The organism is Cellulomonas endometrii (assembly GCF_949769265.1).
In the GTDB taxonomy this organism is placed as follows: Bacteria; Actinomycetota; Actinomycetes; order Actinomycetales; family Cellulomonadaceae; genus Cellulomonas; species Cellulomonas endometrii.
The window spans coordinates 106396-119021 of the sequence record NZ_CATKPC010000005.1 but is presented as its reverse complement, the minus strand read 5'-3'; the positions used below and the strand labels follow the sequence as shown (position 1 = coordinate 119021).

Annotated in this window: 12 protein-coding genes; 4 read left to right on the top strand and 8 right to left on the bottom strand. The window is 74.0% G+C overall.

From position 1 onward, the window contains the following. The first annotated feature begins 17 nt into the window (after positions 1 to 17). Together QNH85_RS07710 and mtnN are read left to right on the top strand one after the other, a co-directional pair. Positions 18 to 470 carry an S-ribosylhomocysteine lyase gene (locus QNH85_RS07710; RefSeq protein WP_282945702.1) on the top strand — a complete coding sequence of 151 codons (453 nt, stop codon included), beginning with the start codon at positions 18 to 20 and terminating at the stop codon, positions 468 to 470. Next, positions 467 to 1204, top strand: a complete 738-nt coding sequence (mtnN, locus tag QNH85_RS07705) for a 5'-methylthioadenosine/S-adenosylhomocysteine nucleosidase (protein ID WP_282945607.1) — start codon at positions 467 to 469, stop codon at positions 1202 to 1204. Before QNH85_RS07710 ends, mtnN begins: the two co-directional genes overlap by 4 nt. A gap of 46 nt (positions 1205 to 1250) precedes the next feature. On the opposite strand, the gene QNH85_RS07700 is transcribed toward mtnN, so the two are convergent. The 5 genes from QNH85_RS07700 to QNH85_RS07680 all read right to left on the bottom strand — a co-directional run bounded on the left by QNH85_RS07700 (position 1251) and on the right by QNH85_RS07680 (position 7898). Next, on the bottom strand, positions 1251 to 2756 hold the full coding sequence (locus QNH85_RS07700; protein WP_282945606.1) for a PAS domain S-box protein: 1506 nt from the start codon (positions 2754 to 2756) through the stop codon (positions 1251 to 1253). 128 nt (positions 2757 to 2884) lie between these two features. Then, positions 2885 to 4651 carry a glycoside hydrolase family 35 protein gene (locus QNH85_RS07695; protein WP_282945605.1) on the bottom strand — a complete coding sequence of 589 codons (1767 nt, stop codon included), beginning with the start codon at positions 4649 to 4651 and terminating at the stop codon, positions 2885 to 2887. Between the two features lie 109 nt (positions 4652 to 4760). Then, a complete protein-coding gene (locus tag QNH85_RS07690; protein WP_282945604.1) occupies positions 4761 to 6074 on the bottom strand; it encodes an ABC transporter substrate-binding protein in 1314 nt (437 codons plus the stop codon). Positions 6075 to 6124: 50 nt separating this feature from the next. Beyond that, the gene (locus tag QNH85_RS07685; RefSeq protein WP_282945603.1) at positions 6125 to 7072 is read right to left on the bottom strand and encodes a carbohydrate ABC transporter permease; all 948 of its coding nucleotides are present in this window, start codon (positions 7070 to 7072) and stop codon (positions 6125 to 6127) included. A gap of 4 nt (positions 7073 to 7076) precedes the next feature. Beyond that, positions 7077 to 7898, bottom strand: coding sequence for a carbohydrate ABC transporter permease (locus QNH85_RS07680; RefSeq protein ID WP_428830376.1), 822 nt, complete (start codon positions 7896 to 7898; stop codon positions 7077 to 7079). 380 nt (positions 7899 to 8278) lie between these two features. On the opposite strand from QNH85_RS07680, the gene QNH85_RS07675 reads away from it, so the two are divergent. Continuing rightward, on the top strand, positions 8279 to 9316 hold the full coding sequence (locus QNH85_RS07675; RefSeq protein ID WP_282945602.1) for a LacI family DNA-binding transcriptional regulator: 1038 nt from the start codon (positions 8279 to 8281) through the stop codon (positions 9314 to 9316). Between the two features lie 11 nt (positions 9317 to 9327). After that, a complete protein-coding gene (locus QNH85_RS07670) occupies positions 9328 to 9927 on the top strand; it encodes a sugar O-acetyltransferase (protein ID WP_282945601.1) in 600 nt (199 codons plus the stop codon). A gap of 2 nt (positions 9928 to 9929) precedes the next feature. Here the strand turns inward: QNH85_RS07670 and QNH85_RS07665 are convergent, their stop codons facing one another. The 3 genes from QNH85_RS07665 to QNH85_RS07655 form a co-directional block, all read right to left on the bottom strand. Then, positions 9930 to 10835, bottom strand: a complete 906-nt coding sequence (locus QNH85_RS07665) for a universal stress protein (protein WP_282945600.1) — start codon at positions 10833 to 10835, stop codon at positions 9930 to 9932. A gap of 86 nt (positions 10836 to 10921) precedes the next feature. Beyond that, entirely contained in the window at positions 10922 to 11713 is a 792-nt protein-coding gene (locus tag QNH85_RS07660) for a M15 family metallopeptidase (RefSeq protein WP_282945599.1), read from the bottom strand. Beyond that, entirely contained in the window at positions 11710 to 12510 is an 801-nt protein-coding gene (locus QNH85_RS07655; protein WP_282945700.1) for an endonuclease/exonuclease/phosphatase family protein, read from the bottom strand. The genes QNH85_RS07660 and QNH85_RS07655 overlap by 4 nt, the downstream gene beginning before the upstream one ends. Positions 12511 to 12626 lie beyond the last annotated feature (116 nt).

The window sequence follows — 12626 nt, the reverse complement described above, 5'->3', positions numbered from 1 at the left end:
CCGTGAACCAGCCCCGCATGAACGTCGAGTCGTTCAACCTCGACCACCGCACCGTCGTCGCCCCGTACATCCGGCTGGCCGACACGAAGGTGCTGCCGGCGGGCGACGTCATCAGCAAGTTCGACATCCGGTTCGCCCAGCCGAACAAGGCGCACCTGGAGATGCCGGTCGTGCACTCCCTGGAGCACCTGTTCGCCGAGCACTCCCGCAACCACAGCGACCGGGTCATCGACTTCTCGCCGATGGGCTGCCAGACGGGCTTCTACCTGATCCTGCAGGGCGAGTGGGCCGACGAGGACGTCTACACCCTGGTCCAGGACACGCTCGAGGACATCACCCGGGCCGACGCGGTGCCCGCCGCGAACGAGACGCAGTGCGGCTGGGGCGCGAACCACACGCTGGAGGGTGCCCAGGGCGCGGCGCGGGAGTTCCTCGCGCACCGCGCCGAGTGGAGCACGGTGACCGCGTGAGCGCCCTCGCGGGCGTGGACGTCGTCGTCCAGGTCGCGATGCCGGACGAGGCGGCGCCGTTCCTGGAGCGCGCCGACACCGTCGGCGAGCCGAGCACGGTCGGCGGCGCCGAGCACCACGTCCTGACGGTCGCCGGCCGCCAGGTCCTGCTGGTCCGCGGCGGCATCGGCCTGGCCAACGCCGCGTCCGCCGCCTCGGCCGCGCTCGTGCTGGTCGCCGCTGCGCGCGGCGGCGAGGCGCCGGCGGCGCTGATCAGCGCGGGCTCCGCGGGCGGCGTGCAGGCCGGCGTGCACGTGGGCGACGTCGTGGTCGGGACCGAGCACCTCTACACGAGCGCCGACGCGCGGGCGTTCGGCTACGCGCTCGGCCAGGTGCCGGGCATGCCCGCGACGTACCGGGGCGACCCCTCCCTGCGCGGCGCGGCCCTGGGCGCGGACGCCGGGGACCTCACCGTCCGGACCGGGCTGATGCTGTCGAGCGACGCGTTCGTCGACGCGGGCCTGGTCGGGCCGGTGCGCGAGCAGTTCCCGGGCGGGCTGTCCACGGACATGGAGACGACCGCCCTGGCGCAGGTCACGCACGTCTACGGCGTGCCGTTCCTGGCGGTGCGCGGCATCTCCGACCTGTGCGGCCCCGCGGGTGCGGACGACTTCCTCACCCACGTGGACGACGCGGCCGAGCGCTCGGCCGCCGTGGTGCTCGGGATGCTGGCCCGGGTCGGCGCCCCCGCCTGACCCCGGACGCCCTCCGGACGCCCCGCGGCGCGCCGGCCCCCGCGACTCAGTCCACGGGCCGGCGCCCGCGGTGCCCGGCCTCGCCGAGCTTCGCCTCGTACATCGCCTGGTCGGCGTCGTGCAGCAGCAGCTCGGTGGTGTGGAACCGGTCGGCCACGGCGATCCCCACGCTGGCGCGCACCCGGGCCTTCTCCCCCGCCACGTCCACGGCGACCTCGCCGAGCGCCGACGCCGCCGCCCGCGCGGCCGCCCCCGCGTCCGGCGGGCCGGTCACGAGGATCGCGAACTCGTCGCCGCCGAGCCGGGCGACGGCGCTGCCCTCGGGGACGAGCGCCCGCAGCCGGTCGGCGACGGCGACCAGCACCCGGTCCCCCACCGCGTGGCCGAACCCGTCGTTCACGGCCTTGAAGTCGTCGAGGTCCACGTACAGCACCGCGACGCTGCGCCCCTCGTCCAGCTGTCCCTCGGTCAGCGCGGCGTCGACGAGCCGGTGGAAGTGGGCGCGGTTGACCAGGCCGGTGAGCGCGTCGTGGTCGACCATGTGCGCGAGCCGCTCCTCGAGCGCCTTCTCCTGCGTGACGTCGAGCAGCACGCCGTGCAGCCGCGGCCGGCCGTCCCGGTCCGTGCGGAGCACCGCGTCGTCGCGGACCCAGACGTCGTACCCGTCGCGGTGCCGCAGCCGGTACGTCGTCGAGGGGAACATCTCGCCCTCCGCGAGCTCCTCGCGCAGCAGCTCCTCGTGCTTGCGCACGGTGCGGTCGGACGGGTGGATGCTCCGGGACCACAGCGTGGGGTCGGCGAGCCACTCCTCGGGGGTGTACCCGAGCATCCACTCCAGGCGGGGGCTCACGTACACGAACCGGCCGTCGGGCCCCGGCTCGGCGATGTAGACCACGGCCGGCACGTGCTCGACGAGCAGCCGGTAGTGCAGCTCGGCCGCCCGCAGCTCGTCCGCGAGCCGCTTGCGCTCGGTGATGTCCTGCGTCATGCCGATCGCGTACTCCGGCCGGCCGTCGTCGTCGCGCACGAGGGAGACGGTGAGGTCGACCCACAGGAGCGAGCCGTCCCGCCGGATGAACCGCTTCTCCATCGCGAACCGGTCGAACTCGCCGGCGACCATGGCCTGGAACAGCCGCTCGTTCTCCGCCTGGTCCTCCGGGGCGGTGTACTCGGAGAACGGCATCGACGCGAACTCCTCGGTGGAGTACCCGAGGAGCCGGCGCAGGGTGTCGTTGGTGAGCGGGGTGCGGCCGTCCAGGGACACGAGGCCGATCCCGACGGGCGCCGCCTCGATGAGGCTCTGCAGCTGACGGATCTGCTCGGCCTGCCGGGCGGCGACCGCCGCGACGTCCTCGGTCACGGCCGAGCCGCCCGGCAGCCGGCGCGGGAGCTCGGGGACCCGGCCGGCACCCTCCGCGGCCGAGGCGGGCGGCCGGGGGGCGGCGTCGAGCGGGAGGCCGCCGTCGCGGGTCAGCGCCGCCAGGGCGCCGCTCAGCAGGCGCGCGCCCTCCGCGGCGTCCCGCCACCCCTCGTGCGGCCCTGCGGCGTCCACGTCCCGACCCGTCCTCGCTCACGACACGCGCCCGGCCGGCGGGCCGGGCACCATGTAGGTGTCATCGGCGCGGCGGAACCGCTTCTGAGGCTGTGACCGGGTGGTCCACCGTGGCGAGCGGGTGAGTCTCAGACCTCCGAGGAACCGAGGTCCGGCCCGGCGACGAGCTCGACGCGCGCGCAGGCGGCGCCGTGCAGCTCGAGGACCACGAGCTCGTTGCCCTCGGCCCGCAGCAGCGGCCCCGGCACGTACAGCGTGCCGGTCGGGCCCGCGCTCCAGTACCGCCCGAGCAGGAACCCGTTCACCCATACCAGGCCCTTGCCCCAGCCGTCGGTGCGCAGGAAGTGGTCGGCCCCGGGGACCGTGGCGAACGTCCCGCGCAGGAAGGCGGGCCCGGCCACGGGCACGCCGGCGTCGGTGACCGGAGCGGCGGCGAGCCGCTCGGCGAGCGCCGGCTCCACCCCGTCGAGCCGCAGCGGGACCGTCTCCCAGTCGGTGACCTCGCGGGTCGCGGTGCGGGCGCCGCCCACGAGCCCCTTCGCCTCGCCGATGCGCGGGCCGTAGTTCACGCGCCCCTGGTCCTCGACCAGGAGGGTCAGCTCCCCGGCGCGCGCCGGCAGCGGGACCGTCCGGCTGTGCTCGGTGCGGCTGAGGACGCCGACGGGCTCGCCGTCGAGGGCCACGAGGGCCCGGTCGCGCACCTCGCCGAACGTCAGCGAGCGGTCGTCGGGGGTGACCTGCGTCCGGTACAGCGTGAACCCGGTCCAGCTCCCGAGCTCGTCCGTGGTGGGCAGGTGGTCCCAGGCCTTGGGCTCCCCGAGCAGCGCCACGGCGTCGGCCAGCGGCACCCGGCGGTCCAGGTCGACGGTGAGCTCCGGGGCGGCGGCGCGCTCGGCCGGCAGCTCGTCGGGGACGGGCGCGTACCGGGCGATCACCTCGCGCATCGCGTGGTACTTCGCGGTGGGGGTGCCGTCCTCGGCCAGCGGGGCGTCGTAGTCGTACGACGTCGTGATGGGCAGGTACGTGCCCTTGTCGTTCGCACCGTTGGTGAAGCCGAAGTTCGTGCCGCCGTGGAACATGTACAGGTTGACCGACGCGCCCATGGCCAGCAGGTCGTCGAGGTCCTGGGCGTTGGTCTCCGGCGGGGCGACGTGGTGGTGCTGGCCCCACGAGTCGAACCAGCCGTTCCAGAACTCCATGCACATGAGCGGGCCGGTCGGCTGGTGCTCGCGCAGCAGGCCGAGCCTCTCGACCGCCCGGGACCCGAAGGTCACGGTGCGGTGCAGCTCGGGCACGCTGCCGCGCGACTGCATGGCGTGGTCGGCCTGGTCGCAGCTGAGCAGCGGGACCTCGATGCCGCGGTCGCGCACCATGGCGATCAGCGCGCGCAGGTAGTCCTGGTCGTCGCCGTAGGCGCCGTACTCGTTCTCGACCTGGACCGCGATGACGGTGCCGCCACGCGTGACCTGCCGCTCCGCGACCAGCGGGAGCAGCTGGTCGTAGTACTGCTCGATCGCCGCGAGGTAGTGCGGCTCGTGGCGGCGCACACCCACGTCGGGGTCGGCCAGCAGCCAGCCCGGCAGGCCGCCGCCGTCCCACTCCGCGCAGATGTACGGGCCGGGGCGCACGATCGCGTGCAGGCCCTCGGCGGCCACGAGGTCGAGGAACCGGCCCAGGTCGCGGTGCCCGGTCAGGTCGAACACGCCGCGCTCGGGGGCGTGGAAGTTCCAGGCGACGTACGTCTCGATGGTGTTGAGGCCCATCAGCCGCGCCTTGCGGATCCGGTCCGCCCACTGGTCGGGGTGGACGCGGAAGTAGTGCAGGGCGCCGGAGATCACCTGGTACGGGCGGCCGTCCAGGAGGAAGTCGCGGTCACCGATCTCGAACGTCGGCATGGCTGGGGCATCTCCGCAGGTCAGGGGTGGTCGTCCCGCGCAGGTGGCGCGGGCCGGCGGGTGGTGCACGGCCGGCGGCGGGGGGTGGCCCCGCCGCCGGCCGCGGGCGTCACTTCGCGGTGAAGCCCTGCTCGTTGCCGTAGGCGATGGACTGGTCCTGCCAGTCCGCGAGGCCCTCGGTCAGCGTGGTGCCGCCGACGTACGCCTGGCCCACGGTGTCGTTGAAGATGCTGTTGGCGTAGACCTGGTACGGCAGGTACTGCCAGCCCTCGACGACGTCCGCCGCGGACTGCGACAGGACCTCGTTGATCTTCTGGCCGCCGAAGTACTCCGACTCCTTGTTCAGGAACTCGTCGGACTCCAGGTCGGCCGTCGTCGCGGGGAAGCCGCCGGCGTCGATGCGGATCTGGGTGCCGTCACCGTTCGACAGGTAGGACAGGAAGTCGTACGCCAGCTCCTTGTTCGGCGAGGCCTCCATGACCGACATCGCGCTGCCGCCGTTCTCGGAGGACGCGGTCGCGCCGGCCTCCCACTGGGGCAGCGGGGCGACCCGCCACTGGCCGGCGGACTGCTGGACGCTCGCCTCGAGGTTGCCCGGCATCCAGGCGCCGATGGCCAGCGTCGCGATGGTGCCGTTGCCGAGGCCCTGGTACCACTCGTCGCTCCAGGACGAGGTCGGGGCGACCAGGTCCTCGTCGAGCAGCTGCTGCCACAGGTCCGCGAACTTCTGCGAGCCCTCGTCGGAGAAGTCGATCGTCACGTCGGTGCCGTCGACCTGGTACGGCTGGCCGCCGGCCTGCCAGATCATCGACGTCGCGAAGCCCGCGTCGCCGGTGTCGTTGGTGATGTAGACGTTCGGGTCCGCGGCGTGCAGGGCGCGCGCGGCGGCGAGGTACTCGTCCCAGGTGGTGGGGACCTGCACGCCGTACTTCTCGAACACGGTGGTGTTGTAGAACAGCGCCATCGGGCCGGAGTCCATGGGCAGGCCGTAGATGCCGCCGCCCTGCTGGACCGCGTTCCACGGGCCGGGGCTGTAGGTGCCGTCCAGGTCGGACGCGCCCAGGTCGGACAGGTCGGCCAGCGACTCGCCGATCGCGAACTGCGGCACGGCGTAGTACTCGATCTGCGCGAGGTCCGGGACGCCGGAGCCGGCGGCCACCGCGTTCTGCAGGGCCGTGTACTCGTCGGTGTTGGTCCCGGCGTTCACGACCTCGATCGTGACGTCCGGGTTGTCCTCCATGTACGCCTCGGCGATGGGCTCGACCGTGTTGTCCCAGGCCCAGACGGTCAGCTCGCCGCCGGCGGCGGCGTCGCCGGAGCCGGAGCCCGAGTCGTCGGAGCCGCCGGACGAGCAGGCGGTGAGCGCCAGGGTCAGCACGCCGGCGGCGGCGACGCCGCGCCAGAGGGTGCGGGTGGTGGTCATGCGGGGTCCTCTCACTTCGTTGTCAGAACGGGACGGGAACGCAGGGTGGGTCACTCCTTGACGGAGCCGGCGGCGAGGCCGGACTGCCAGAAGCGCTGGAGCAGCAGGAACGCGACGATCAGCGGGATGATCGTGAGCAGCGCGCCGGTCAGCACGAGGTTGAAGATCGCCTCGCCGCCCGCGGTCGCCGCCTGCGCGTTCCACGCGTTCAGGCCGAGCGTCAGCGGGTACCAGTCGGGGTTCTTCAGCATGATCAGCGGCAGGAAGTAGTTGTTCCACGTCGCGACCATCGTGAAGAGCAGCACGGTGACGATGCCGGGCCCGAGCAGCGGCAGGCAGATCCGGCCGAACGTCCGCAGCTCCCCCGCCCCGTCCATGCGGGCGGCCTCGAGCAGCTCCGTCGGGATCGCGTCGGCCGCGAACGTCCACATGAGGTACAGGCCGAACGGGGAGATCAGCGACGGGATGATCACCGACCACGGGGTGTTGGTCAGGCCCATCTGGCTGAACATGAGGAACGTCGGGACGGCGAGCGCGGTGCCCGGCACCGCGACGGCGCCGATGACGATCGCGAACACGGCCTTCTTGCCGGGGAACGAGAACTTCGCCAGGCCGTAGCCGCCGAGGACGGCGAGGGCGGTGGCCCCGCCGGCGCCGACCACGACGTACAGCAGCGTGTTGCCGAGCCAGCGCACGAAGATGCCGTCGTCGTACGTCAGCGTGTCGGCGATGTTCGAGAACAGCGCGAAGTCGCCGCTGAACCACAGGCCGAAGGAGTCGAACAGGTCCGACTGCGTCTTGGTCGCGTTGATGAAGAGCCACGCGAGCGGGATCAGCGCGTAGACGCCGACGATCGCGGTCAGCACGGTCAGCAGCACGCTGCGGCGGGGACGGTCGGAGCTGTAGTCCCTGCGGGCGGTGCGCAGACGCGGGCGGCCGGCGGTCCGGCGCTCCGGGCGGGCCGCGGCGGGCCCGGTGGTGGCGGTGGTGGTCGTCATGTCGTCACGCCTCCTTGCGCATGCCGCGCAGCTGGACGACGTAGGCGACGATCATCGTGATGACGCCCATGATGATCGCGACCGTCGCGGAGTAGTTGTACTGCTGACCCGAGAAGGACAGCGAGTAGGCGTACAGGTTCGGTGTGAAGTACGTGGTGATCGCGTTCGGCGCGAGGCTCTGCAGGATGCTCGGCTCGTTGAAGAGCTGGAAGCTGCCGATGATCGAGAAGATCGTCGCGATGACCAGGCCGCCGCGGATCGCGGGGATCTTGATGGACCGGATGATCCGCCACTGCCCCGCGCCGTCGAGCTCGGCCGCCTCGTAGAGCGACGTCGGCACGGTGCGCAGCGAGGAGTAGAAGATCAGCATGTTGTAGCCGACGAAGCTCCAGGTCACGATGTTGCCGATCGAGGCGAGCACGAGGTCGGGCGCCAGCGGGTTCGGCAGCGAGACCCCGAACGCGTCGTTGATGTTGCCGACCAGGCCGAACCGGGTGCCGTACATGAAGCCCCACATGAGCGCGGCGACGACGGCCGGCACGGCGTACGGCAGGAAGATCGAGATGCGGAAGAAGCTCTTGCCGTACAGGCGGCCGCTGTCCAGGGCCAGCGCCACGAGCAGGGCGAGACCCAGCATGATCGGCACCTGCACGATCAGGAACGCGCCGACCCGCCCGACCGCGGACCAGAACTGCGGGTCCGAGAACGCCCGCTGGTAGTTCTCGACGCCGACGAACGAGTTGCCGCCCACGAGCTGCTTGCGGAACAGGCTCAGGTAGATCGAGTACGCGATGGGCGCCAGGAACACGAGGGCGAAGACGGCCATGAACGGGCCGACGAAGCCCCAGCCGGTCCACCGGCCACGGCGGGTGCGCCGGCGCAGGCGCGGGCCGGCGGCCAGTCCGGTCGCTGCCACGGGCACGGGGACGTTCTGCGTCACTGCGAGCCACTCCTTCGGGGGTCGGACCCGATGTTGACGTCAACATGTTCGGGTGCGGGCACACGCTGCCACGCGGTCGGGAATGGTGTCAACCGCCGGCCGGCGCGCCGCCGGGTGATCATGGCGACGTCACCATCCGCGTGATCGCGCGGTGCGACCCTGACCGGGCCCGGGCACCGCGGCCGGGCGCGGGCCCGCCCGGATTGTCCGACGGCGTCCGGGTCGGTCCCCCATGGTGACGTCACCACTGCCGCTATCATCGCCGCATGACGCCCGACCTCGTCCCGGCCCCCCGCGGCAGATCCGGGCCGTCCATCGCGGACGTCGCCCAGCTCGCCGGGGTGTCGTCGCAGACCGTCTCGCGGGTCTCGACGGGCGCGGACAACGTCCGGCCCGAGACGCGGGAGCGCGTGCTCGCCGCCATGGACGAGCTCGGCTACTCCCCCAACCACGCCGCGCGCGCCCTGCGGTACGGCAGCTTCGGGACCATCGGGCTGATCGCGCACCGCCTGGCCCGCACCGGCGAGTCGCGCACCGTCGAGGCCGTCGTCGAGGCCGCCCGGGCGCAGGGCTACACCGTCAGCCTGGTCGACGTCCAGAGCCCCTCGTCCGACGACGTCACCGAGGCCGCCGCCCGGCTGTCGCACCAGTCGATCGACGGCCTCGTCATCATCCGCGCGGAGACCGCGACGCCCGCGAGCCTCGCGCTGCCGCCCCGGATGCCCGTCGTGGTCTCCGACTCGCGGTTCGTGGGCCACCACCCCGCCGTCGCGGCCGACCAGGTCACCGGCACGCACGTCGCCGTGCAGCACCTGCTCGACCTCGGGCACCGCACCGTGCACCACCTCGCGGGGCCGGTGGACTCCGCGCCGGCCGAGATCCGCGTCGACACCTGGCGCGAGCACCTGGTCGGCTCGGGTCGGGCCGTCCCGCCCGTGCTGCGCGGCGACTGGTCGGCGCGCTCGGGCTACGAGCAGGGCCGCGCCCTGGCCGAGGACCCGGACGTCACGGCGGTCTTCTGCGCCAACGACGAGATGGCGGCGGGCCTGGTGCGCGCGCTGTACGAGCACGGGCGGCGGGTCCCGGAGGACATCTCGGTGGTCGGCTTCGACGACATCCCGCTCACCGAGTTCCTGTGGCCCCCGCTCACCACGGTCCAGCAGGACTTCCACCTGATCGGCAACCAGCTGGTCGACCTGCTGCTGCGGCAGATCCGCGGCGGCGAGACGCTCACGGACACCCGCATCGTCGTGCCGACCCGGCTGGTGGTCCGGGCGAGCACCGCGGCGCCCGCCCGCCCCTAGGCTGGGCGACCGTGACGACCAGCGCCCCGCAGACCCGACCGACGCCCGACCCCGACCGCAGCGAGTACGCCAAGATGGTCGCCGGCGACTGGTACCGCTACCGGCTCAGCGCCGAGCTCGCCGACATCACCGCCGCCAACCACGAGGCCTGCCGGCGCCTGACCGAGGTGTACCGCGCCGACCCCGCCGAGGGCCTGGCCCTGTTCCGCGAGATCCTCGGGGCCGTCGGCGAGGGCGTCGACTTCCGCCCGCCGTTCTACGTCGAGTACGGGCAGCACCTGTCGATCGGGCGCGGGTCGTTCGTCAACACCGACTTCCTGGCCCTCGGCGGGGGACGCATCGCCATCGGCGAGGACGTGCTGATCGGCCCGGGCGTGCGGTTCTACACCCCGAACCACCCGCTGGACCCGGACGACCGGCGCGCGGGCTACGAGCGCGTCGCGCCGATCGCCGTCGGGGACAACGTCTGGATCGGGGGCAGCGCGGTCGTGCTGCCGGGCGTGACCATCGGGGCGGACAGCATCGTCGGCGCCGGGTCGGTCGTCACGAAGGACGTCCCGCCGCGCGTGGTCGTCGCCGGCAACCCCGCCCGGGTGATCCGCGAGCTCTGACCTCAGGGGGCCGGGGACTCCGGCACGGGCCGCGCCGGCCGGGTCACCAGGACCGGGCAGTGCGCCCGCTGCACCACCGCGCGGCTGGTGGACCCGAGCACGAGGCTGGTGAACCCGCTGCGCCCGCGCGTCCCCACCACCACGAGGCTCGCGTGCCGGGACCGGCGCGCGAGCACCTCGGCCGCGCGACCCTCGGCCACGTCGCACGAGACGGCGACGTCGTGCCGGGACGCCGACCACGAGCGTGCCCGCTCCAGCACCCGCTCGGCCTCCTCCTGGGCGACCTCGCCCGGCGAGCGGTTCGGGTACGCCAGCACCCAGTACGACACGCTGGACGTCTCGCCCGTGGCGCTCCACGCGGTCACGACGGACACGTCCGTGCCGTGCAGCCGCGCCTGCTCGCAGGCCTCCTCCAGAGCGCCGTACGCCCCGGGAGACCCGTCGAATCCGACCACCACCGGGTCGCCGGACTCGCGGGCGTGCGACTCCTGCGGCACGACCACGACCGGGCACGGCGCGTGGTGCAGGACCCCGGACGTCACGGAGCCGAGCAGCCCGTCGCCGAACCGCCCCGCACCGTGCCGGCCGAGCACCACCAGCCGGGCGGACCCGGCGCGCTCGACCAGCTGGACGGCGGCCGCGCCGTACGCGACCACGCCGCGCGCGTCCACGCCCGGGGCGGCCTCGCGCGCGACGCGTGCGCCCTCGTCCGCGACCTCCTGCACCTGGGCCTGCACCTGCCGGCCGAGCCAGGAGCTCCCGGCCCCGCCGCCCTCCTGGCCGGCGAAGCCCCACGCGTGCACCACGTCCAGCGCCCAGCCGCGCGCGGCGGCCTCCGCGGCCGCCCAGCGGACCGCTGCCTCGGAGCCTGTCGACGTGTCGTAACCGACGATCACCCTGTCGTCCATCGTGACCTCCCGAGAGAGACTCGTGCCCCCAGGATCACCCCGGGCGGGACGGTGCGGCTGGGCCGTCGGTCCCGCCCCGGCGGGGCTCAGCGCCCGGTCGTCGAGAAGTGCTGGTAGTCGACCGGCGAGGACCAGTCCCCGCCCCACTGCCAGCCGTGCGCGGCGAACGCCCGGACCACCTCGTCCCCCGCGTGCACGACGCCCGGCTCGTCCGGCCGGGACGCGTACGGGGCGCCCTCGGGGGGCAGGACGAGCGACCCGCGGACGTACGGGTTCTCCACCGGGTTGAGGTCGATCGCGCGGCCGTACGCGTGCTCGGACCAGCCGGTGCCGCGGCTGATCGGCCGGCAGTTGAACGCCGAGGTGTTGTCCGCCGCCATCGAGGCGTCGTCGCTGCCGCCGAAGTCGTCGACCAGGCGCACGGACCGCACCGGGTAGCCCAGGGCGAACAGCTCGCCGAACACGGCCACCACGCTGTCGGCCACGTCCGCGTGCACCACCATCTCCCCGGTCGCCGTGCCGCCGGCGACGTCGTGGTGCGTGACGGTCACGTACCGCAGGTCGGCGAGCGGCACGGGGCAGCCCTCGCGCCACGACGGCGCCATCCGCGCGGCGAGCTCCGGCGTGATCGCCGACACGGTGCCCGCGTACCCGGCCGCGTAGGCGTCGGGGGCGACGGCGTCGTGGTCCGCCCACGGCGCCCCGGGGGCGACGACGGGCTCGGCGGGGAGCGCCGCACCGGTCGTGGGCGTCGCGCCGGGCGGGGCCGGGGTCCGGGCCTCGGCGAGGACGCCCGGGGACGGGACGGGGTCGTCCGTGGGCGCGCAGCCCGCCAGGACCGCGGCGAGCGCGACCGCCGCGACGACCCGCCGCCTCACGGCGTCAGCTCCACGTCGACGACCACCGCGAAGTGGTCCGACGGGTACAGCCCGCCCACCGGTGCGGACCCGGCCAGCCGCGCGCCGGTCGCCCGGACGATGCCGCCGGGGCGCCCCGGGCGTGCGAGCACGTGGTCGATCCGCTGGTCGATGAGCTCCGTGGCCTCGAGCGGCGCCTGCGGCACGCGGGAGCTGAGCGTCACGGCGGCCGGGTCGCCGCCGCCGGCGGGCCACAGGTCCGTGAGCTGCCGCGTCAGGGCCGCCATCTGAGGTCCCGCGGGCGTGGCGTTGAGGTCGCCCAGCAGCAGCACCGGCAGGTCCCCGTCCAGCGACGCGTCCATCGCGAGGTCCGCCAGCGCCCACGCCTGCGCCATCCGGTCCTCGTCGTACTGCGGCTGCCACTCCATCGTCACCACGACCACGTGCAGCGGGCCGGCGGGGTGGTCGAGGGTCGCGAGCAGGGCGTGCGCGGGCGGCCCGCCCCGCTGCGCACCGGGCAGCGGCACGGTGCGGGTCGCGGTCGGCGCCCACCGGGACACCAGCGAGATCCCCATCTCGACGCCGGCCTGGTCCGGGTGCTCCGGCGGGTCGGGCTCGGGCGGCAGACCGGTCGGCACGAACACCGCCGCCGGCAGGCCCAGGTGCTCGGCCACCACGTCCGCCTGCGTCCCGTCGGCGTCGCGCCACGTCTCCACCAGCGCGAGGACGTCCGGCCGGGCCTCCTCGAGCACGCGGAGGATCGCGGGCTCCCGCTCCCGCCACGCGCCCCCGAAGCGCCACCACACGTTCCACGTCATGGCTCGCACCCGGCCAGCCTAGGGACGGCCGTGACCAGGCGCTCACCGGGGCGGCTGGCCAGGGCGCGCAGCGCGTGCCTACCGTGGTGCCTCCCGTCCCCCACCGCGAAGGAACC

Coding starts and splice junctions, on each gene's coding strand:
- QNH85_RS07710 (WP_282945702.1), top strand. CDS start 18: ATGAACGTCGAGTCGTTCAACCTCGACCACCGCACCGTCGTCGCCCCG.
- QNH85_RS07695 (WP_282945605.1), bottom strand. CDS start 4,651: ATGCCGACGTTCGAGATCGGTGACCGCGACTTCCTCCTGGACGGCCGC.
- QNH85_RS07690 (WP_282945604.1), bottom strand. CDS start 6,074: ATGACCACCACCCGCACCCTCTGGCGCGGCGTCGCCGCCGCCGGCGTG.
- QNH85_RS07685 (WP_282945603.1), bottom strand. CDS start 7,072: ATGACGACCACCACCGCCACCACCGGGCCCGCCGCGGCCCGCCCGGAG.
- QNH85_RS07680 (WP_428830376.1), bottom strand. CDS start 7,898: ATGGCCGTCTTCGCCCTCGTGTTCCTGGCGCCCATCGCGTACTCGATC.
- QNH85_RS07675 (WP_282945602.1), top strand. CDS start 8,279: ATGACGCCCGACCTCGTCCCGGCCCCCCGCGGCAGATCCGGGCCGTCC.
- QNH85_RS07665 (WP_282945600.1), bottom strand. CDS start 10,835: ATGGACGACAGGGTGATCGTCGGTTACGACACGTCGACAGGCTCCGAG.
- QNH85_RS07655 (WP_282945700.1), bottom strand. CDS start 12,510: ATGACGTGGAACGTGTGGTGGCGCTTCGGGGGCGCGTGGCGGGAGCGG.